Raw genomic sequence first — 19,177 nt, forward strand, 5'->3', positions numbered from 1 at the left:
GTTCAGTTGGGGAGGCTCATTCTGGGGGCCGAGCATGATTTTCTTGAATCCCGTCAACTCAACGCCTATTGCGCCCGCCACCCCGGGAATGTCGCCTTTATCATCGAGCGCACAGCCCAGATGTTACTCTACCAGCGCCCCGACCTCGTGACGCAGCAGGTGGCCAGCCTGTTGCCAACCTGACCCATCAGCAGAGCCGACCTTGACCACCGCATCCTTGAACGGACCTGTTCGATGAACCGACTCTTTTAAGCCGATGCACTGGCAGTTACGCGTCATTGCAGCGTGACGTACGGGGGAGGAACTCTTCGAGGCGTGTGATCTTGTGGTCCGCGTTTCGGGTCAGAACCCAGTTGAGTTTGGATTGCGGATCGACGTCGTTCAGCTTGGTGGCCTCGGTAAAAGCGAATGCGATTGCAATGGCTTTGGCTCCGTCTCCGGGGCCTGCGAACTTCTAGTATCGCCCGGGATGTCCGGGCTCCACTCAGTACAGGGCGAGGGATTGGCCTTTGCCCTCAGAGTGGAGAAACACTATGGCGATGTCATCGTAGCAAGAGAACAAACCGACGAGACCTAGACGCGCCATTCGCATGGCGCAAAGTACCGTGGGTTTCTGAAGTGATACCAGAGGCCCCGATTCAGCGTACGCTCTGCCGAGTTCCCCCGAAGGATCTTTGTGAGACTTCAATCTGTACCATGGGAGTGTACCATTGTGCCCGCCCATATCGACATAGGTCGTTGTTGTTAATGGAAAATAGAGGGCTGGCTGTGCACGCAGTCTCCAGCTAGCTTGTCTCTGCTGAAAATTCCCTGAAAACAGGGAAAGTACAGGGAATTTTGGATATCTTCGGGGTATTTCCGCGAGTTCGACTGCAGATCCAAAAGAAATTTCAAAGGGTTAAGGGCGAATTCCCTAAACGCATTAACAGGGAATAGATCAGCTAATAGCAGGGAAACTTTATTCGGGAGCAGGGACTGCCCGCAAGCTTTCAGGGAAGTTATTCGCGGTAAAGATCTGCTTAGGATTTCAACTCTTGTATAGCAGCCGGATTTCAAGTCTTTCTTCGCTTCTTGCGCCGCCAGAAAGCCTGAAAAAAGCGCCGGTGTTCTTCGACTTCGGATGCCAGCCATTCCGCGAAACGCTTTGAAGCCTCCGTCTCTGAACTGTCCTTGGGGCGAACCAGGAAATAGGCTTCGGGTGATGGCAGCTTGGCGTCAAAGGGACAAACCAAGGATCCGTTCTCCAGGTGGCGCAGGGTTGAAACCTCGTCCCCGATCGTGACGCCGTGTCCGCGCGCTGCTGCCTCGAGGCACAGTCGCGACCTGTTGTAGATGCGGCCGGCCTCCGGGTTCAGGCCCCGATCGCCGATAGCATCGCGGAATGCACGCCACCAGAACCGCGTCTGATCGTGTATCAGGTGATTTTCGGGGATGTCGGATAGTTGCGGCGCTCGGTCCAGTGCCCGGAAGTAATCCGGCGCCGCAACCGGGAAAACGGTGTTCGTCATGAGGGCCTCATAGAGGCAGTCCTTCCAACCGCCACGCCCCCAGATGATGGCAAGGTCATACGGGCTTGATGGCGGGGCAGACATTCCAACGTCGACGGTTATCGAGATGCGGATATCGGGGAACAAGGCCTCGAAACGGGACAAACGCGGAAACAGCCAGAGTTCCGTAAAGTCGGCGTCACCCCAAAGCCGGATCTGCTCGGGCGGCGGCGCCTTGGTCATCTGCATCCCGGTTTCTATCCTTTCGAAGGCGTCGAAGGCCAGATCGGCAAGATGGCGGCCGAATGGGGTGATTTCAATCCTGCGATGAAACCGAAGGAACAGAGGGCGACCAAAATCAGACTCGAGCACCGCTATCTGCTTGCTCACTGCCGACTGAGTGACGCCCAGCGAGTCTGCGGCTTTCGAAAAACTGCCATCGCGCGCGACGGCCACAAGAACCTTGAGCGCGTTGAGATTGGGAAGCTTCTTCAGTTGCATGAGAAATTCTCACCATTAATGCGAATATTTGTAGTTTGACCGAAAGCTGAGCATCCCACAATCTCATGTCACTGTTGGCCGGAGACACCTCACATGCAGCTTTTCCCATTCACTGATCCACATCTGGCCGAACACAACGCGCCAAAACGGTTCGTGCGCGGCGATGGTATTCGCGTGTTCGATGCCGACGGTCGGGGCTATATCGACGCGGTTTCGGCGCTGTGGTGTTCGTCGCTGGGCTTTACGCCGGCGCGACTGACACAGGCAATGACGCGACAGATGGAACAGCTTGCCTACTACCACTCGTTCATGGGGCGCACACCTGCGATTTCGGACGAGCTGGCCAAGCGGCTTGTTGCGCGTATGCCGGGCATGTCGCGGGTATTCTTTGGGACATCGGGTTCGGAAGCCGTCGAAACTGCGGCCAAGCTGGTTCGGTTTTACTGGAACGCAAAGGACCGTCCGAAAAAAAAGCGGATCATCGCGCGGGAAGGCGCTTATCACGGATCTGGGCAGATGAGCGCCGCGCTCACAGGTCTGGAATATTGCCATGATGGTTTTGACCTGCCGCTTGATGCGGTTCTGCGCACGGGCCGTCCGCACTACCTGCGCGATGCCGAACCCGGCGAAAGCGAAATCGCCTTTTCCAAGCGGCGTGCGCGGGAACTGGATGCGCTGATCCGCGCGGCGGGGCCTGAAACCGTCGGGGCATTCATCGGTGAGCCAGCCATGGGCGCTGGCGGCGTTATCCTGCCGCCCGAAGGGTATTGGAGTGAGGTTCAGGATGTTCTCGCCCGCCATGACATCCTGCTGATTGCCGACGAGATCATTTGTGGCTTTGGCCGGACGGGCGAATGGTTTGCCTGCGAGACATATGGAATCAGACCAGACCTGATGACGGTCGCCAAGCAACTGACCGCTTCGGTGCTTCCCATGTCGGCCGTGGCGATGACTGACGAGGTTTATCGGGGTATAAGGTCGCTAGGTCATAAATACGGGACGTTTGGCCATGGCGTCACCTATGGCGGACACCCTGTGGGCGCCGCGGTGGCGTTGGAATGCCTCGATATCTACGAGGAAATGGATCTTCCCTCGCATGTATCCTTGCTCGGTTCTCGCATAGCCGCGGGGCTCAAGAAGCTCTGCAAGACGCCGGGCGTGATGGATGTCCGCTGCCAGGGAATGCTGGCCGCAGTGGAATTCGAAACACCGCAACAGGCCCGCGCCGTGGGGGAAGAGGCCGAGCGTCGTGGTGTCTTCTTTCGAATAATCGGGCCGGTTCTGGCCATTGCCCCTCCCTATATCTGTACGACAGAGGAGATCGACGAAATTATGGCCGTGATGCAGAGCGCGATCATGGCCCAGGCCGTATCCGCATGAGCGATCTTGCCTACATATCTGCAAGCGATGCATTGGCGGCCTTTCGGGCAAAGAGGCTGTCCCCGGTGGAGCTGACAGACGCGATCATCGCGCGTGCCGAACGTACCGAGCCGGACGTTAATGCATTTACATACCGTTATTTCGAGGACGCGCGTGCAGCTGCCCGTAATGCCGAGGCGCGTTACATGGGGCACGGAGCGGCCCCCAGGCTATTGGAGGGGCTTTGCGTAGCGGTCAAGGATGCAGGGCACATTGCTGGCCAACCGACATCTGCAGGTTCGCTTCTGTCAGATACGACACCGCAACCGGCGACCTCGCCAATCAATGAACGCGTCCTCGCGACGGGGGCCATTGTGCATGCTCGCAGTGCGACGCCCGAGTTCTCTTGCGCTGCCGTGACTTGGTCAAAGCGCTGGGGCGTCACGCGCAATCCCTGGAACCTGGACATGACGCCGGGGGGATCGTCAGGCGGGGCCGGGGCGGCGCTGGCCGTCGGCAGCACGACGCTCTCAACAGGGTCGGATATCGGCGGCTCCATCCGTATTCCTGCGTCATGCTGTGGCGTCGTCGGGTACAAGCCGCCGCGGGGTCGCAATCCCGTTGATGCGCCCTTCAACCTTGATCCCTATTGCCATACTGGTCCGTTGGCACGCACGGTTGCCGACGCCTTGCTGTTTCAGAACTGTCTGAGCGGCCCGCATCCAGCCGACCCCTGCACCCTGCCAAAACGTCAGATCAAGCCATCGGGGCAGTCGGTTCGCGATCTGAAAATTGCGGTTTCGCGCGACCTGGGATTCTTTTCCGTCGACCCTGAAGTGGCGGCAGCCCTTTATCTTGCCGCGAGTCAGTTTCGCGACATGGGCGCCCAAGTGTCGGATGTCGAATTGCCGTGGACGGGCGATGTGCTTTCGGCAGCCCTGACGCATCTCAGGCTTATTTTTGGAACCTCGATCGCGCCGGAAAATGATGCGGATTGGCCGTACATGACGCCCTATGCGGAGCGCTTCGCCAGGGAAGGTCTTGCCGTGCAGCCGCGCGACTATGTGGCGGCGCTCTCCGTTGTGGGCGAGGCGGGCCGCAGCCTCGGCGCCATAATGGGAAATTTTGATCTGCTCTTGTGTCCGACAACCGCCATTCCAGCGGTAAAGGCGGATTTCGACCCCGGCAGTGAAAGCCTGCAGATCAGCGGCCGATCGGTTGACCCTATGCTTGGCAGGGTGATGACCGCACCGTTCAATATGCTGGGAACGCATCCGGTTTTGTCTTTGCCGATGGCACTGGCCCGGAATGGTGTTCCTATGGGACTGCAGATTGTCGGCCGACCATTCGACGAAGATACGGTGTTCCGCGCGGGCCTGGCGTTCGAACGCGCGCGTGGTGCCTGGTTCACGGGGCAGGGGCCGAAAGTGAAAGAATTAGAGCTATCCGGAATCGAACTAAAGTCCCGCGTCTTGCCAGTTGCCGGCTGAAGCCCCCGAAGGTTCTGAAGCGGACATTCATCCGTAACGCAGCGAATGACGGCTCTGAGCCCGGAGCAGTCGTCTTCTTCCGCTGTGGTGCTGCATAAAATAAAGAAATTTAGTGCTGGACCAACTTGTATGTTAGATTCCTCGGCATGAGGGCCGCATTAAACACGCTGTGATCAAGGAGGTTTGTCATGACTCGCACGTTGTACGAACGTCTAGGAGGAACCGACGGTATTCGACAGATCGTTGACGTGCTCGTCGACAATCATTCGAAAAACCCGGTTGTTTCTTCGCGGTTTGCGGGGAGCGATATGAATAACCTCAAGCAACTGGCCGGTGACTTCTTCATAACTGGGTCAGGTGGTCCTGAGATTTATTCGGGCAAAGACATGATTGCGGCGCATCAGTTTATGAACATCAGCGGAGATGAGTTCGTCGCAGTTCTTGACGATGCCATGAACGCTCTGCAAGCGAACGGCATTGGTCAGCGCGAACAAGAGGAAGTCCTTTACATACTGTACAGCCTCAAAGACCAAGTTGTAGGAATTTAAGAACTTTCGTACTGCACGAAGGCCGTCAGAGAACCGCGAAGCTGACGTTCAGATGGTTTCATGGCGCCGGCATGCAGCGAATGATTGTTGTAGGCCCAGAGCAGCCGTTCACCCGGTCATCAGTGCGAACCGTGCTGCTTTCGGCGCGCCATCACATGGTCCATGGTCAGGCTCAGCACCTCAAGGTTGTTCTGGTTGTAAGTCCGGTAGCGAAACCGCACGGTTCCGCGATCGGGTTTTGAGCGTGATGGTGTGAGGGCCTCAACCGTAACACGCGCAGAAAGCGTGTCGCCCGGGAAGACAGGAGCGAGCCACCGCACTTCGTCCATGCCATGCCCGCCTAAGTTGGTGCCGGCCAGCACACCAGTGTCACGAAACAGCCGAAACGTGAGCGCGATGGTTTGAAAGCCACTGGCAATGAGGCCGCCGAAAATCGACTCTTTCGCTGCAACCTTGTTTATGTGGAAGGGCTGAGGGTCGTGTGTAAGTGCAAAGTCAATAATCGCACCCTCGGTGAGGGTTATCCCGCCGCTCTCGAAAGTATCTCCAACCGACAGATCGTCGAAGAATTTGCCGCAAATCATGCCAGGAGGATAGGTAAAAGGGGAGTTGCCCGTCAATACGCGGGGCAAATGTCTACTCCGTCCGCAACGCGGACATAGGACGCAGTCAAAACGAGTGGCCGGTGTTGGCAAAAGCGGCCGTTGCAGTGCGAAAGCGGACGTTGCCGCGAGCGAGACAGTCATGAGTGGCTGCTGACGGCAGCTTTCCGGTCATCTGATGAAAAGACTCGGATGACCCAAACGAGCCCAGAGCAGACATGGCGTTCCCCGTATTTCGCTCGCGTCAATCGCACGACTTGGGAAACTTGGCTGACAGTTCTCAAGCACCGGGCTAGTCTCGAACAAGCATGGAGGTAGCTATGGAAAAAAGGCTTGCCGCGGTTCTGGCGGCAGATGTTGTCGGATACTCAGCCTTGATGGACCATAATCGGGACCAGACGCTCAATGCTCTCAAGACTTTCCGAGAATTGACCTTGATGCCCGCGCTCGCGAGATATGGTGGGCGACTGATCAAGAGCATGGGGGACGGCTGGATCGTCGAGTTCCGGTCAGCCACAAATGCCGCCGAATGCGCGATTTCCATCCAGTCGGTCGAAAAGCGGGCAGACATCCAGCTCCGCATCGGCGTTCACACAGGCGAAGTCATTACCGATGGCGATGACATCTTCGGCGATGGAATCAACATTGCTGCGCGTCTCGAGGCATTGGCCGAGCCTGGGCAGATATTGCTATCGGATACGGCACATAACAGCCTGGACAGAACCTCCGCTGCCTTGTTCTTCGGCGGTGGAGACACCCAGCTGAAAAATATCGCACGTCGCGTAGGTGTCTGGCGTTGGCCTGATGGTTCGGCGCTGAAACAAGCGGCGTCGACCGTGGACAAGCCCGGCATCGCCGTGCTGCCGTTCGACAACATGTCCGGTGATCCGGAGCAGGAGTATTTCTGCGACGGCGTCAGCGAGGACATTATCATCGAACTCTCGCGGTTCCAGGACCTGTTTGTTATCGCCCGCAACTCTTCTTTCTCCTTCAAGGGGCGATCGGTGACGCACCGGGACGTTGCCCGAGAACTCGGCGTGAGATACATGCTTGAAGGCAGTGTGCGCCGAGTGTCGAAACGTATTCGCATCACCGCGCAGTTGATAGAATGCGGGACTGGTACCCACATCTGGGCCGAGCGCTACGACCGCAATCTTGAAGACATCTTCGAACTTCAGGACGAGATCACGCGCAGCGTCGTCGGCGCAATCGCACCGCAAATTTCTCAGGCCGAACTTGCACGCGCAAGCCGAGTGCAGGATATCGACTTCAATTCCTATGACCTGGCCCTCAAGGCCCAAGCGCTCTTTCAGGAAGGGGCATATTCAGACGAAAGTGGCTATGAAAATGTCTTGGCATTGGCGCAACAGGCGATCGACCTCGATGCGCGCAACTCGCAGGCAATTTGGATCAAAGCCTATGCCTACGCTAACCGCTATCTCTATCAACTCGACGACAATCCAGACGAAATGCTTGACCTTGCCGAAGCGGCGGCGGAGCGCCTTTTCCAGAGTGACAGGTCCGACCCGAGGGCTTTGACGGTCCGTGGCATAATTCGCCATTTCCGGCGCGCATACGACGAGGCTACCTCTGATTTTCTACGCGCCTTCGAACTCAATCCGAATTTCGCCCTGAACATCCTTTTGATGGCTTGGCATGAATCGCTTGTCGGGCGGCTCGACGAAGCAAAGGAACACGCACAGCTTGCATTGCGTCTGTCGCCGCGAGATGCGGATGTCTGGGTAGGCAACGCCTATCTTGCACTCGCTCAGGCATATTTTGCTGAGAGCAACTTCGTTGACGCCAGACACTGGGGCGAACGTGCCATTCAGATGACGCCGCGCGCCCCTATTCGCCGGGCCCTAATGATCGCTGCTTCAGCCCATCTCGGCCGACCGAATGAAGCGCGTCCACATGCCGAAGCTTTAGCTACGTTCGCGCCGACTTTTCTGGAGAGCATCTCTTCGGGGCGTCTTGCCTTGTATCGCCTGCCTGAGCACAACTCTCTTCTCGTCGAAGGCATAGCGAAATCTATGGTCTGATCCCCAACCAGAATTCGCACCAATACCCCAGCAGCCGACTGAGCCTAGCGATCAGCTACTGTCTGCTTTGTCCGCGGAGCGGTCGCTCGTGTAAACTGCAGCGAACGTCTGCTTAGAGCCCGGAGCAGAAACTGCGAACGATGTTTTTTTGACCAGTTGATTGGCTTTGGCGCAAGACAAACTGATTGACCCAAGTCAAAGAGACACTGTGCGCGGCTCAATAACTTGACCAGAATAATGTCTGGGGATGCGTTTCCCTAAAGTCTCAGACTTCAACATTATCTTGGGAGCAGATGTATGCGTTTTCTGAGAAGTGGTGCCATCGCGGTCTTTGTCGTGGCACTCGTATGCGCGACGGGCTCTGATACACAAGCAGACACAGTAGTTAGTCATATCAAAACTATGCGGGATTATGACTTGGTGGAAATCGATGGGAAGCCGCCAACACGCCCCCTCAGGTTCTACATTGGCGAGAACTCCGCATTCGCAATCTGTGGTCGTTGTCTATGTGCTACAGGCGTTATGAAAGGTCGCTATCCCAAGTTAAGGATCAGACCAACTTCTGCTTCGCCAGCATGCAGCTGGGGTTCTCCAGGAATTGATGCGGATTCACCCTTGGTGGAAAAGTTTCTCAGTATGAAACAGGTTAGTTCGGAAGAAAGCAGCCTGGTATTTGTTGACGGCAAAGGTGGCGAAATGCGCTTTGAACTGGGAGGAGCGAACCTGAGCCCGCCATAACACGCAAATGGCCGAAAAGTCCGCGTTGCAGTCAGTCGGCTGCGCTTGAGTGGCTGCCTTCTTTGCAGCCCAGCCGTCACAACGCCTCATGAACGGGTCACAGACTGTTTCCCGCATAAGGTAACTTTCGCAGGCACTTACATTTCTCGATAGCGGGTCTATTGTCCCTGAAGTGCTGCATGAGGAGCGGAGAATGACCAAGGACAAAACCGCCATCGCATCTTCCCAAGTCAAGGGAATACGAGACATGGAGCCCGACGCGCGGCGGGCAGCCATAGCACGCATGGCCGGTATCGATGGTGCCTCTGCCGAGACCCTGTCGGGTGCCGCGGCCCTTCCTCTCGATGTGGCCAATGGAATGATCGAGAACGTGATCGGTACATTCGAATTGCCATTGGGAGTAGCGACAAATTTCACGGTGAACGGGCGCGACTATCTTGTGCCGATGGCGGTTGAAGAACCCTCTGTCGTTGCCGCGGCATCTTTCATGGCGCGGATTGCGCGCGGCGAAGGTGGATTCAAAGCCACGTCAAGCGCGCCGATCATGCGGGCTCAGATTCAGATACTCGGATTGACCGATCCCTTTGGAGCGCGCGCCAGACTTTTGTCGCAACGCGAGGCGCTTATCGAGAAAGCGAATGCGAAAGACACGGTTCTGGTCGGACTTGGCGGCGGCTGCAAGGACATAGAGGTTCACGTGTTCTCGGACAGCCCCATTGGTCCGATGGTTGTTTTGCACCTTCTGGTGGATGTGCGCGACGCGATGGGGGCCAACACGGTCAACACCATGGCCGAGACTCTGGCGCCAGATGTCGAACAGATCACAGGCGGAAAAGTGCGCCTGCGCATTCTTTCGAACCTGGCCGACAAGCGGATTGTAACAGCCAGCGTTCGCGTGCGCGCGCAGGCACTCACAACCGAAACTCTGGATGGCGCCGACGTGGCGCAGGGCATTGTCGAGGCCTGCGCGCTGGCTCTGATTGACCCGTATCGCGCAGCGACACACAACAAGGGTATCATGAATGGCATCGACCCGGTTGTTATTGCCACGGGCAACGATTGGCGCGCCATCGAAGCGGGTGCCCACGCGTATGCCGCGCGTTCTGGTCGTTACACCTCCCTGACAAGATGGGAAATCGCCGATGACGGTGCGCTTGTGGGCACGCTGGAAATGCCGATGGCTCTGGGCATAGTCGGTGGGGCCACGCGCACCCATCCGGCTGCACAAGCCGCGCTGGACCTCATGAAAGTTGCATCTGCACAGGAACTTGCGGAAGTGACGGCAGCCGTCGGCCTGGCGCAGAACATGGCCGCGCTGCGAGCCTTGGCCACCGAGGGTATCCAGCGGGGGCATATGGCTTTGCATGCCCGGAACATCGCCATCACGGCAGGCGCGACGGGTCACGAGATCGACAGCGTCGCAAAAGCCATCGTGGGCGCAGGTGACGTCAGTGTTGCTGCCGCAAAGAAGAGTCTCGAGGAACTGAGAAGCGATTGAAAGCCTGAGGGTAAATCCCTGTCGCTCTGGATATGACCCGTCACCCTTGCTTGGACATCCTGATGGGCAGCGACGTCCCGCGAAGGAGACCTTCAGGCCGCCTCTTGCTGCCGACATGCCGCGAGTTGCAGTTTTGAGCCCGAATTCACGGATGTTGCGAATAGTTCAAACGACCGCTATGCGAAACCTAACAAGAAGAATTGAATGTTTGAGTGGGGCTTGTGCCTTCTCCAACCCTCGGGTTTACGCGGGTTTCTTATGATAGCTATCGGAGCGCGGCGCATGATCGGGTCACACGACTTGCACATTTCATCGGTATGCATGACCGCCCTGACGAAAACTGTTTTGCGAACATCTGTCATCCGTCATCCGGCTTTCCTTTCAACGCCTGCGAGAGGCATGCTTCTGAAATATTGAAACGCGAGGCCCAATGGGACGACCGCGGCAAACAGGACCATGGCGAGCGAGATTGGCCCCTGCGCGTTGCCCGTCGCATCAAGGATTGCGCCAGCGGTCGGGGGCGTGACCAGCATGATCGTGTAATAGACGGTAAAGAATATGCCCATCCCGAAGGCGCGCACCTGTGGCCGCATGGCTTGTCCGGCCATTGCCATGATGACTCCCGCCGGTGCCATGCCTATCAGGCCGAACAGCACACTCGCTCCCAGCCCAGCCCCTTGGACGCCAAGCAGCATGAGAGAAACGACGGCGCCTGCCATACAAATGGTCAGTACGACATTTCGTCCACCGAAACGGTCCACAACCTGCCCGCACGCGGCACCTGACAGGATCATCAACCAACTCCCGATGCTGACGATGCCAGCGGCGGCGATGGCGGATTGGCCAAGGTCTTCGAGAACCTTCGGACCAAACGATAGATAGGTGACATAGGCGGCGTTGAACACACCCCACGCGGCAGCGGCACAAAGAACCAACCGCCATTCTTGACCTGTTAGGACAGCGCCCGAGCCACCTTTTACTGGCGGTAGATCATGTGGCGATCTGTAATACAGAAACACCCCGAGTGCCGCGAGCAGGCAGTAAACAGAGGCCACCTGAAACGGAACCTGCCAACCGTAAGCCTGCGCAAGCCAGGCGTGGCCGACTTGCCCCATGGCGATCCCGAATGGCCAAGACATGACAAGAATGCTCATGGCGGTAGCGATTTCGCGCCCTTCGAACCAATCCGCGACCATTTTTGTGAAATAGAGCGTGGTAAACAGAAAGCCTGCCCCGGCAAATATGCGACCCAGCCCAATAGCCCAGCTTTCTGTTGCGAAGGACGATATGGTCCCACCCAGTGCCAATGCGCCCAAACCGATCACCACCATGATGCGATCCGAAACATAGCGGCCCCAATATCCGGCAGGTATGGCCAGAAATAGTCCAGGGGCCATGAAGAGACCGATCAGGAAACCGATCCCTGCGTAATCGAGCCCGAAGGCGACGACCAAATCATCGCCCACGGAGGCAACCGTCTGAAACTGAAATCCAAGTCCGATGCGGGCAAGAAACAGAAGTGCCAGTATGCGCCAGCGCATCACGCCCAACCAAGCCCGCGCAGCCCCTGCACGTCATTCCAGATCTTGGTCATGTGGACGATCTTGTCGCCGTCGAATTGCATGACATAGGCATAGTCAGACACCGCAACTTTGCCGGTCGGTTCCACCGGCCCGCCCGGTCCCGTATGCGTGCCATGAAACTCGGCGGTTGCCACGGCAGTGCCGCGGGCCTCATCCATCGCAAAGGACGTCAGCTTGTAGCGTCCGTCGGGAATTGGGGTCAGCAAGCCTTTCATCCACTCGCAATAGTCTGCAAGTGTCTTGGTCTCCGCCAGCGCGTCCGCCTGGCACGCAAAGGTCGCACCCTCGGTGCACCAGGCCTGGCAGGCCTCCCATCCTTTGCCGGTTTCACAGGCATCAAAGAAAGCTTGGGCGGTTTTGAATTGTGTCATGGCACTATCCCTCAAATTTGCGGTGCCCCCTAATACTGCGCTATCAGCCTGGCGCAGCATATCCGGCATATGCAGTATTTTCAGAGAAGGCCCTGCAGTATTAGCCTACAGCATCTGTAGGATTGTTCGACTGTTTGCTTTTGATACCATCGAATGTGGCCGACAGATGGACCTTGCCACATGTTTCACAGCACCGACCTCAGCCCCAGAGAGCTGCAAATTGCCGAACGCTATGCCGCTGGATGCAGCTATCAAGAACTCGCAGCGGACCTGCACATTGCGCCATCCACCGTACGGACACACCTGGCCACGATCTATCGGAAGCTTGAGGTGTCGTCCAAGGTTGAGCTGGCCAGTCGCCTCAACGGTGTCAGCGCCGCTCCGCGCAGTCAGGAAGACCACGCCGCAATCATCTCGGAGCTCGCGCTGAGCCTCGAAGAGGCTCTGAGCCGTGAAAAGGCGTTGAGTGAAGTCCTGCGGATTATCGGCGCGTCCCAAGGCGATCTGAACTTGGTCATGCCAGCGATCCTGCGCTATGCGTTGGATCTCTGCGATGCGGAATTTGGAATTCTGTTTGAGTATCGGGACAAAAAGCGGTTCCGAGCGACATTTACGCTTGGGATACCCACTGCCTTTCAGGACTGGTTGGATGATAGTGGCACGTTCAGCGTGAGTGACCAAACCGGGCTCGGCAGACTGGTCACGCAGCGCACTGTGATAAACATCATGGATGTCAAATCAGAGGCGCTCTACCGGACGGACGACCCGTTGCGGTTTGCCACGGCTGACCTCGGAGGTGCCCGGTCGTTTGTCGCGATACCGATGCTTGCCGCAGACCGACTTGTCGGCGCTTTCACGATCTATCGGCAATCAGTGCGCCCGTTCTCGGAGGATGCGCTCCGGGTGGCACAGATGTTTGCCGCTCAAAGCGTGATTGCTTTGGAAAACGCGCGCATCTTCGGCAGCAGTGGACACCAAGTGTGACTTTTTGAAATGGCAACTTTGTCCCGCACAAAAGTCGTTCGCGCAAACTGCGGCGCATGACTCCCATAAGACCGATTTGGGCATTCCATCCAGGATTGGGACCGACACGCTTTGATGCGAGGAGGCGGCGTTGCTGCGTCATTTGCGAATGCAGACGTTCAAATCCGGCTCTCAGCCGATGGGCGCAGGGTCAGGAAATCTCTCTCAAAAGCCACTCGCCGCGTTCGATATGGGCACGGGCGATACTCAGCTTTTTCTCCAGGCGGGCCCTCTTTTCCATGGAGGCTGTGGACGCAAGTTCTTCTTCGAGTTTGGCTGACTTCCTGCGAAGTTTCTCAAGCACCTTTTGCACGTGATCGGGCTTGATCTTGCTGGCTTTTCCGCTTTCGAGCCGCTCGTTGTAATCGTCGACCTTGGCGGCCAGTTTCTTCATTCCCATAAACCAATCTCCGTCCAGCAGTCTCAGACGCGGTGTCTATCAGCTTTCCACGACAGTTTATTGACCACCGCCGTGATGACCCGGACCTAAGAAATGTGCATTGTCTCTTGTGGTTCTGCCAATTCTTCTTCGTCAAGCGCGAGAAGCTTTTCAACCTCGGCCATAGCGCTGTCGCGCTCGACGTAATAACTTCGCGCGGCTTCGATCAGGCCTCTCATGGCACTGTAAGCGTAGGCCGAGTCGTTCAGGAACGATGTCGCGGCGGTCGCGCTAAGCTCCCCGCTTCGGATCAGGGCATCGACGCGCTGCGTCGTCGAGCGCGCCGCCTCTTCGATCTGGGCGCGTTCCTGATCCAGCCACAGGGCGCTGCGATCCTCAGGGGCGGCCATGCCGAGCTTGCGGATTTCCACGGTGATCCGCGCGATCTCGGTTCTGAGGCCGTCATAGAGCGCTGTCACTGCGCCCTGATCCCGGGTGGTGTAACGAAGGATGTTTTTCCGGAGATGCTTGACCGACTTGACTGCCTGAACGACACCGCTGGCGACGTCGCGCAAGGCATAGACACTTTCCGCGATATCCGGTGGCAGCCGCTTGTTTCCCGCCCGGGTGGTGAACTCGACAATGGCTGAGTAAAGCGTTTTGATGCGGGTTTCATAGCCCTCGTCAATGTCAAGCTCGACGGGGCTCCGGCTTCTGCGGACAGTATCGGCAATGTCCTTGGTGGCGAAGATCTTCTCGCGGTGCAGATTCAATCCATGCAGGATGAGTTGTGCCGCGTTTTCGTAGAGGTGGAACACTTCTTTGCGAAGCGCGATCTCAAGGGTCTGCGGGAACTCGTCCACGGCTTCGTTCAGGAAATGTGGGCGGCTCACGTCCGGCACGGGTTCCGGGATCCGGGTCTCGAGAAACGCGATGAGCCGGTTTAGAAGCGGAAGCATCAACAGGACGCCAAGCGCGTTGAAGATCGTGTGGAAAACAGCCAGCTTCATCGCATAGTCGCCCGGCGCAATGCTCAGACCCGCGCTGACCCATTCCACGAGTTCGCGGAGAGGCACAATAAGGACCAGCGCCACACTGGCAGTCAGCAGATTGAAGATGAGATGGGCGAGCGCCAGCCGCTTGCCCTGGTAATTGGCCCCAAACGAGCCAATGATCGCGGTGATCGTCGTTCCGATATTGGCGCCGATGGCCAAGGCGAGGCCGTTCTCATAGCTGATCTGACCGGCTGCGAGGGCGGTCAGAATCAGAACCATCGTCGCATGGCTGGATTGCATGATCACCGTGGCTGCGGTCCCGATCAGCGAATAGACCATGAGCCCCATGAGTCCAGGCAGGGCAAAGCGTGTCAGATCGATCTGATCTTTGAAGGCGTCGAAGCCTTCTTTCATGTGGTGGATGCCGAGAAACAGAAAGCCGATGCCGGCAAGCGCGAAGCCTGTGCCCCTGAGTGCCTTTGATTTCTGAAAAACAAGTATGATGCTCAGGGCGATCATCGGCATCGCATAGGCAGCGATATTCACCTTCAGGCCAAGGCCGGCGACAAGCCACGCGCCCGTCGTGGTGCCGATATTGGCCCCGAAGATGATCCCCACCCCGCCAATCAACGAGATCAGCCCGGCGCTCAGGAACGATATGGCGATCACCGAAACCAGGGAACTTGATTGAAGGATCGTGGTTGAAATGAACCCGAGCGAGATTGCGCTGGATACCGAACCCGTTGCCCTTTCAAGCAGCCGTTCGATCGCGCCACCGCTGAATAGTTTGAAGCTGTCTTCAAGCATCAGCATGCCGAACAGGAAAATTGCCACCCCTGCCGCAATTTCCTGGACATCAGGGCTGAACCAGAAGGCCAGGATGAGCGTCGCGATCGCGACAGGTAGATAAATGCGCGTCATGCCTGCGCCGCAGCCAGCGGCGACATTGGCAGCCCTGCCCTCCTGATGCGCGGCTCGCTTGTCTTGCCCGTCACAGGCCGATCTCCCTCACACCGTTGCGAACATGAGACATACCGACTGTTGAAACTCTGTTCCTTGATTTGGCTCATATACGGAGCCGCACGGATGGGAATGATCGGTGTGCGAGTCGCGGATCAAAGGGGGGCCTGCGTTGTGCTGAGAACCGAGAATATCGAAACGGCCGTCCAGAGAAACCGTGACGAGCTGTTTCGGTTCGGAACCGCGTTGATCTTCATTGTCGGCATTATGCTGTTCACTATGGTCCGGACCGATGGCGGCATGGACGGAATTCTGCTGGTCTCTGCAGCGATGATTGGCGGCTATATGGCGATGAACATCGGCGCGAATGACGTCGCCAACAATGTCGGACCAGCGGTGGGCTCGCAGGCGATCACGCTGACCGGTGCTATTTTCATAGCGGCTTTCTTCGAGGCGGGCGGCGCATTGATTGCTGGCGGCGACGTTGTCGGCACCATCAAGAGCGGGATCATCGACCCGGATCTTGTGGCCGACCGCGACACGTTTATCTGGCTGATGATGGCTGCACTTCTCGCGGCCGCCGTCTGGCTTAACTTCGCCACGGCGATCGGCGCCCCCGTTTCTACGACGCACTCTATCGTGGGTGGCGTCCTTGGTGCCGGAATAGCGGCGGCGGGCTGGAACATTGCCAATTGGGCCGTGGTCGGTCAGATCGCCGCAAGCTGGGTGATCTCCCCCGTATTGGGTGGTCTGATTGCTGCCGGATTCCTGTACATTATCAAGCGCACGATAACTTATCAGAAAGATGTAATGAGTGCTGCCAACCGCATGGTGCCAGTGCTTGTCGCCACTATGGCCTGGGCCTTCGCAACCTATCTGATGCTCAAGGGTGTTAAGAAGGTCGTTGCGGTGTCCTTCCCTGTTGCGGTCGTTATCGGGCTCCTCATTGCTGTCGTCGTCTATTTGATCGTGCGTCCTTACATTGCCCGGATGACCGGGCAGCTGGAGAACCACAAATCCAGTGTAAATGATCTTTTCACCGTTCCCCTCATTTTCGCTGCCGCGCTTCTGAGTTTTGCGCATGGTGCGAATGACGTGGCGAACGCGGTCGGCCCTCTGGCCGGCATCAACGAAGCGATCATCGCTGGCGGGATCTCGACTAAAGCGGGCATTCCTCTGTGGGTCATGGCTGTCGGGGCTATAGGGATCGCGATTGGACTGGCGCTTTACGGACCAAAGTTGATCCGTACCGTCGGGAGCGAAATCACGGAACTCGACAAGATGCGCGCCTTCTGTATTGCCATGGCGGCGGCGATTACCGTGATCATTGCGTCGCAGCTCGGTCTGCCGGTCAGTTCCACCCATATCGCCGTTGGCGGTGTTTTTGGGGTCGGTTTTCTGCGCGAGTACATCAAGACGAACTACTCGCGCATGCTGGAAGAAATACGTGACCACCACGAGGGCGAAGATGCCGCTGCGGTCGACGAATTCCTGACCCGGTTCGAGGAAGCGGACGTTGCCGCAAAGGGTGAGATGCTGCGCGATCTGAAGGCCCGTACAAAACACAACCCACTGCTCGCCAAACGCGAGCGCAAAGGCCTTGGACGCGTCCACCGGGTCGAACTGGTGAAGCGGAACCTGCTGCTCAGGATCGCGGCGGCGTGGGTGATTACAGTGCCTCTCGCGGCGACGCTTGCCGCCATGTTTTTCTTCATGATCCGTGGGATGTTACTGCCCTGAGACGGCGCCCTGACCCTGTTGATGCGGCTGTAAGTCGGCTCGGAACCGAGTACGGCGATCAAAAACACGCTGGTGCCGCCCAGCACACCTTGTTTTCTCTATCGCGCGAAAAAACGAGATCCAAGAATGTCCAGTCAACTTCGCCATTTGGGCTATCCTCAGCTTCCAGGCGGGATCTGTTCGGTTTAGATTCTGATCTTGCTTCGTGAGCTGCTGTATGGCGGCCATCCATCGGGCGCGGAGCATCCTCAGAACGCAAAATCAGTCAGCTGTCACCCAAATTCACCAGGAAAAACCAGAGTTCTTGTCCTGAGGCAGCGATGCGTTCTTCGATCCTGTCATAGAACGCGTTGACATCCGCTGAGCTGCTAAGTGTGAGGTCTTCAAAGCTCACTTCCATAACTTCATCGTCATCGTGGAAAGTGATGCGAGCATCGATTGCTTCAGCGGTCAAACTCGAGAGCGGCATCAAAAACTTCCGTATGGCTGGGGTTCAAATACCCAACAATAAAACAACCGAAAGCATTGGATTCCTTGATCCAAATCATCGAAGGTCGCGGGATTCATTTTTGATCCACTCACGTCATGTGAATGGAGCTTTTTAGCAGGTCTTTTTTTTTACGGAACCTTGGCTCAGTAATCTTGGTACCCGTGTGGCAGCTTTGTCCCGCAATCCGGTCATCCGACGCGGTCGGTCAGATGTCCGCTGTGAGCCCGGAGCAGACGGAATGAACCCGCATATCGGGTGCTGCGAAACTGTGCTATCTTAACCGCCAAGATAGGAGGGGCTCAAATGACTGATGCGAAAGCTATTTCAGATCACTGGGGCAAGGGAGACGTATATTCCCGAATTTTAGACACAATGAAACTCGCAGGCATCGACCCCAACTCTGTCACAGTCGAACAACTCGCACCTGTGGATCATTTTCATGCGAGAGGGTTCCCCGCGACCGTTGAACTAGCAGATGCGTTACCGATCAAGGAGGGTGATCGACTTGTCGACATTGGCTGTGGGCTCGGTGGCCCTGCAAGGTATTTGGCGAAGCGCTTCAAGTGCCATGTTGACGGTATCGACATAACGGCACCATTCGTAGACGCTGCCAACAAACTGAGTGTGCTCGTCGGGATGGAAAGCGCAGTGGAATGCCGACACGGTGACGGGCAGAAGCTCCCGTACGGTGATGAAACATTCGATGGAGGCTACACGCAGCACGTCACAATGAACGTGCCCGATCGAAACGTTTTCTTCGGCGAAGCCTTCCGGGTACTGAAGCCTGGTGCATTCTTCGCGCTTACGGAACATGGGCTGGGGGAAGTAGGCGAGCCACATCATCCGGTGCCCTGGTCAGAAGACGGAAGCGGCGCCTACCTGATGCGGCCCGCCGATACAGTTGCCGCGCTGGAAAAGGCCGGTTTCGCCGACATCAAGGTCGCCGATACAGGTGAAAAATATTTGCAGGGCTATAGACGTGCTATCGAACTTGCCGAGAAAGGTGAGGCACCGGTATTTGGCACTCATATTCTGTTAGGCAAATTGGCTCCGCAAATCGTGCGAAATGCCGCGCGGAACATCGAAGAACGCCGAACCCACCCCGTGCAGATAATCTGCTTCAAGCCCAAATAGGTTAGTTGCCGAACTTTGAACGCAAGGACTGCTCCTTCCCGCTGAGCAGCCTTTTAGTCACAATCGGGCGGCGTCTGCTCAGTTTCCAAGTCGAACTGCTCTTTTATGCAAGCATTGCCCTGTTCTCAGCCGCAGAGGATTATGCAAAGATAATACTGGAGCACACCGTCAGAAATCTCACCTGCTATGCCGAGTGAACTGCGCATTTTTGTACCAGTGGCGATCCGGGCGATCATG

17 protein-coding genes are annotated in these 19,177 nt (G+C 57.0%); 9 read left to right on the forward strand and 8 right to left on the reverse strand.

What is annotated here, in order from left to right; genetic code table 11:
- Window positions 1–183 (forward strand): hypothetical protein (locus TR61_RS20210; RefSeq protein WP_172677016.1); only part of this gene is annotated, 183 nt, incomplete at its 5' end.
- A gap of 85 nt (window positions 184–268) precedes the next feature.
- Here TR61_RS20210 and TR61_RS20580 read toward each other — a convergent pair.
- On the reverse strand, window positions 269–421 hold the full coding sequence (locus TR61_RS20580; RefSeq protein ID WP_157440964.1) for a transposase domain-containing protein: 153 nt from the start codon (window positions 419–421) through the stop codon (window positions 269–271).
- Between the two features lie 631 nt (window positions 422–1,052).
- A complete protein-coding gene (locus TR61_RS17540) occupies window positions 1,053–1,988 on the reverse strand; it encodes a LysR substrate-binding domain-containing protein (RefSeq protein ID WP_050931825.1) in 936 nt (311 codons plus the stop codon).
- 93 nt (window positions 1,989–2,081) lie between these two features.
- On the opposite strand from TR61_RS17540, the gene TR61_RS17545 reads away from it, so the two are divergent.
- The 3 genes from TR61_RS17545 (at window position 2,082) to TR61_RS17555 (ending at window position 5,385) form a co-directional block, all read left to right on the forward strand.
- Window positions 2,082–3,368: an aminotransferase class III-fold pyridoxal phosphate-dependent enzyme gene (locus TR61_RS17545; protein ID WP_050931826.1), complete on the forward strand. Its 1,287-nt coding sequence runs from the start codon at window positions 2,082–2,084 to the stop codon at window positions 3,366–3,368.
- Window positions 3,365–4,837: an amidase gene (locus TR61_RS17550; RefSeq protein WP_050931827.1), complete on the forward strand. Its 1,473-nt coding sequence runs from the start codon at window positions 3,365–3,367 to the stop codon at window positions 4,835–4,837. Before TR61_RS17545 ends, TR61_RS17550 begins: the two co-directional genes overlap by 4 nt.
- 188 nt (window positions 4,838–5,025) lie before the next feature.
- Complete coding sequence (locus TR61_RS17555) at window positions 5,026–5,385, forward strand: group I truncated hemoglobin (protein ID WP_050931828.1); 360 nt, start codon at window positions 5,026–5,028, stop codon at window positions 5,383–5,385.
- Window positions 5,386–5,504: 119 nt separating this feature from the next.
- Here TR61_RS17555 and TR61_RS17560 read toward each other — a convergent pair whose 3' ends face one another.
- Entirely contained in the window at window positions 5,505–6,017 is a 513-nt protein-coding gene (locus TR61_RS17560) for a MaoC family dehydratase (protein ID WP_216595429.1), read from the reverse strand.
- A 290-nt stretch (window positions 6,018–6,307) separates the two neighbouring features.
- On the opposite strand from TR61_RS17560, the gene TR61_RS17565 reads away from it, so the two are divergent.
- Entirely contained in the window at window positions 6,308–8,029 is a 1,722-nt protein-coding gene (locus TR61_RS17565; RefSeq protein ID WP_172677017.1) for an adenylate/guanylate cyclase domain-containing protein, read from the forward strand.
- 910 nt (window positions 8,030–8,939) lie between these two features.
- Window positions 8,940–10,265 carry a hydroxymethylglutaryl-CoA reductase, degradative gene (locus tag TR61_RS17575; RefSeq protein ID WP_281178080.1) on the forward strand — a complete coding sequence of 442 codons (1,326 nt, stop codon included), beginning with the start codon at window positions 8,940–8,942 and terminating at the stop codon, window positions 10,263–10,265.
- A gap of 365 nt (window positions 10,266–10,630) precedes the next feature.
- On the opposite strand, the gene TR61_RS17580 is transcribed toward TR61_RS17575, so the two are convergent.
- Complete coding sequence (locus TR61_RS17580) at window positions 10,631–11,806, reverse strand: MFS transporter (RefSeq protein ID WP_050931833.1); 1,176 nt, start codon at window positions 11,804–11,806, stop codon at window positions 10,631–10,633.
- Window positions 11,806–12,219 (reverse strand): nuclear transport factor 2 family protein, encoded by a 414-nt coding sequence (locus TR61_RS17585; protein ID WP_050931834.1) that lies wholly within the window; start codon window positions 12,217–12,219, stop codon window positions 11,806–11,808. The genes TR61_RS17580 and TR61_RS17585 overlap by 1 nt, the downstream gene beginning before the upstream one ends.
- A gap of 180 nt (window positions 12,220–12,399) precedes the next feature.
- Here TR61_RS17585 and TR61_RS17590 point away from each other — a divergent pair, with 180 nt between their 5' ends.
- On the forward strand, window positions 12,400–13,203 hold the full coding sequence (locus TR61_RS17590) for a LuxR C-terminal-related transcriptional regulator (protein ID WP_050931835.1): 804 nt from the start codon (window positions 12,400–12,402) through the stop codon (window positions 13,201–13,203).
- Between the two features lie 190 nt (window positions 13,204–13,393).
- Here the strand turns inward: TR61_RS17590 and TR61_RS17595 are convergent, their stop codons facing one another.
- Together TR61_RS17595 and TR61_RS17600 are read right to left on the reverse strand one after the other, a co-directional pair.
- Complete coding sequence (locus TR61_RS17595) at window positions 13,394–13,636, reverse strand: hypothetical protein (RefSeq protein WP_157440962.1); 243 nt, start codon at window positions 13,634–13,636, stop codon at window positions 13,394–13,396.
- Between the two features lie 92 nt (window positions 13,637–13,728).
- Window positions 13,729–15,537 carry a Na/Pi cotransporter family protein gene (locus tag TR61_RS17600; RefSeq protein WP_050931837.1) on the reverse strand — a complete coding sequence of 603 codons (1,809 nt, stop codon included), beginning with the start codon at window positions 15,535–15,537 and terminating at the stop codon, window positions 13,729–13,731.
- 165 nt (window positions 15,538–15,702) lie between these two features.
- Between TR61_RS17600 and TR61_RS17605 the strand changes: the two genes are divergently transcribed.
- On the forward strand, window positions 15,703–17,316 hold the full coding sequence (locus tag TR61_RS17605) for an inorganic phosphate transporter (protein ID WP_216595432.1): 1,614 nt from the start codon (window positions 15,703–15,705) through the stop codon (window positions 17,314–17,316).
- 265 nt (window positions 17,317–17,581) lie between these two features.
- On the opposite strand, the gene TR61_RS17615 is transcribed toward TR61_RS17605, so the two are convergent.
- On the reverse strand, window positions 17,582–17,770 hold the full coding sequence (locus TR61_RS17615) for a hypothetical protein (protein WP_157440963.1): 189 nt from the start codon (window positions 17,768–17,770) through the stop codon (window positions 17,582–17,584).
- 339 nt (window positions 17,771–18,109) lie between these two features.
- On the opposite strand from TR61_RS17615, the gene TR61_RS17620 reads away from it, so the two are divergent.
- A complete protein-coding gene (locus TR61_RS17620; RefSeq protein ID WP_050931840.1) occupies window positions 18,110–18,940 on the forward strand; it encodes a class I SAM-dependent methyltransferase in 831 nt (276 codons plus the stop codon).
- The last annotated feature ends 237 nt before the right edge of the window (window positions 18,941–19,177 follow it).

The organism is Aestuariivita boseongensis (assembly GCF_001262635.1).
Classification (GTDB): domain Bacteria; phylum Pseudomonadota; class Alphaproteobacteria; order Rhodobacterales; family Rhodobacteraceae; genus Aestuariivita; species Aestuariivita boseongensis.

Excerpts from the sequence above, each read along its gene's own strand:
- TR61_RS17595 (WP_157440962.1), bottom strand. The coding sequence starts at position 13,636 with ATGAAGAAACTGGCCGCCAAGGTCGACGATTACAACGAGCGGCTCGAA.
- TR61_RS17605 (WP_216595432.1), top strand. The coding sequence starts at position 15,703 with ATGGGAATGATCGGTGTGCGAGTCGCGGATCAAAGGGGGGCCTGCGTT.
- TR61_RS17555 (WP_050931828.1), top strand. The coding sequence starts at position 5,026 with ATGACTCGCACGTTGTACGAACGTCTAGGAGGAACCGACGGTATTCGA.
- TR61_RS17620 (WP_050931840.1), top strand. The coding sequence starts at position 18,110 with ATGACTGATGCGAAAGCTATTTCAGATCACTGGGGCAAGGGAGACGTA.
- TR61_RS17550 (WP_050931827.1), top strand. The coding sequence starts at position 3,365 with ATGAGCGATCTTGCCTACATATCTGCAAGCGATGCATTGGCGGCCTTT.
- TR61_RS17565 (WP_172677017.1), top strand. The coding sequence starts at position 6,308 with ATGGAAAAAAGGCTTGCCGCGGTTCTGGCGGCAGATGTTGTCGGATAC.
- TR61_RS17540 (WP_050931825.1), bottom strand. The coding sequence starts at position 1,988 with ATGCAACTGAAGAAGCTTCCCAATCTCAACGCGCTCAAGGTTCTTGTG.
- TR61_RS17590 (WP_050931835.1), top strand. The coding sequence starts at position 12,400 with ATGTTTCACAGCACCGACCTCAGCCCCAGAGAGCTGCAAATTGCCGAA.
- TR61_RS17580 (WP_050931833.1), bottom strand. The coding sequence starts at position 11,806 with ATGCGCTGGCGCATACTGGCACTTCTGTTTCTTGCCCGCATCGGACTT.
- TR61_RS17545 (WP_050931826.1), top strand. The coding sequence starts at position 2,082 with ATGCAGCTTTTCCCATTCACTGATCCACATCTGGCCGAACACAACGCG.
- TR61_RS17585 (WP_050931834.1), bottom strand. The coding sequence starts at position 12,219 with ATGACACAATTCAAAACCGCCCAAGCTTTCTTTGATGCCTGTGAAACC.
- TR61_RS17600 (WP_050931837.1), bottom strand. The coding sequence starts at position 15,537 with ATGACGCGCATTTATCTACCTGTCGCGATCGCGACGCTCATCCTGGCC.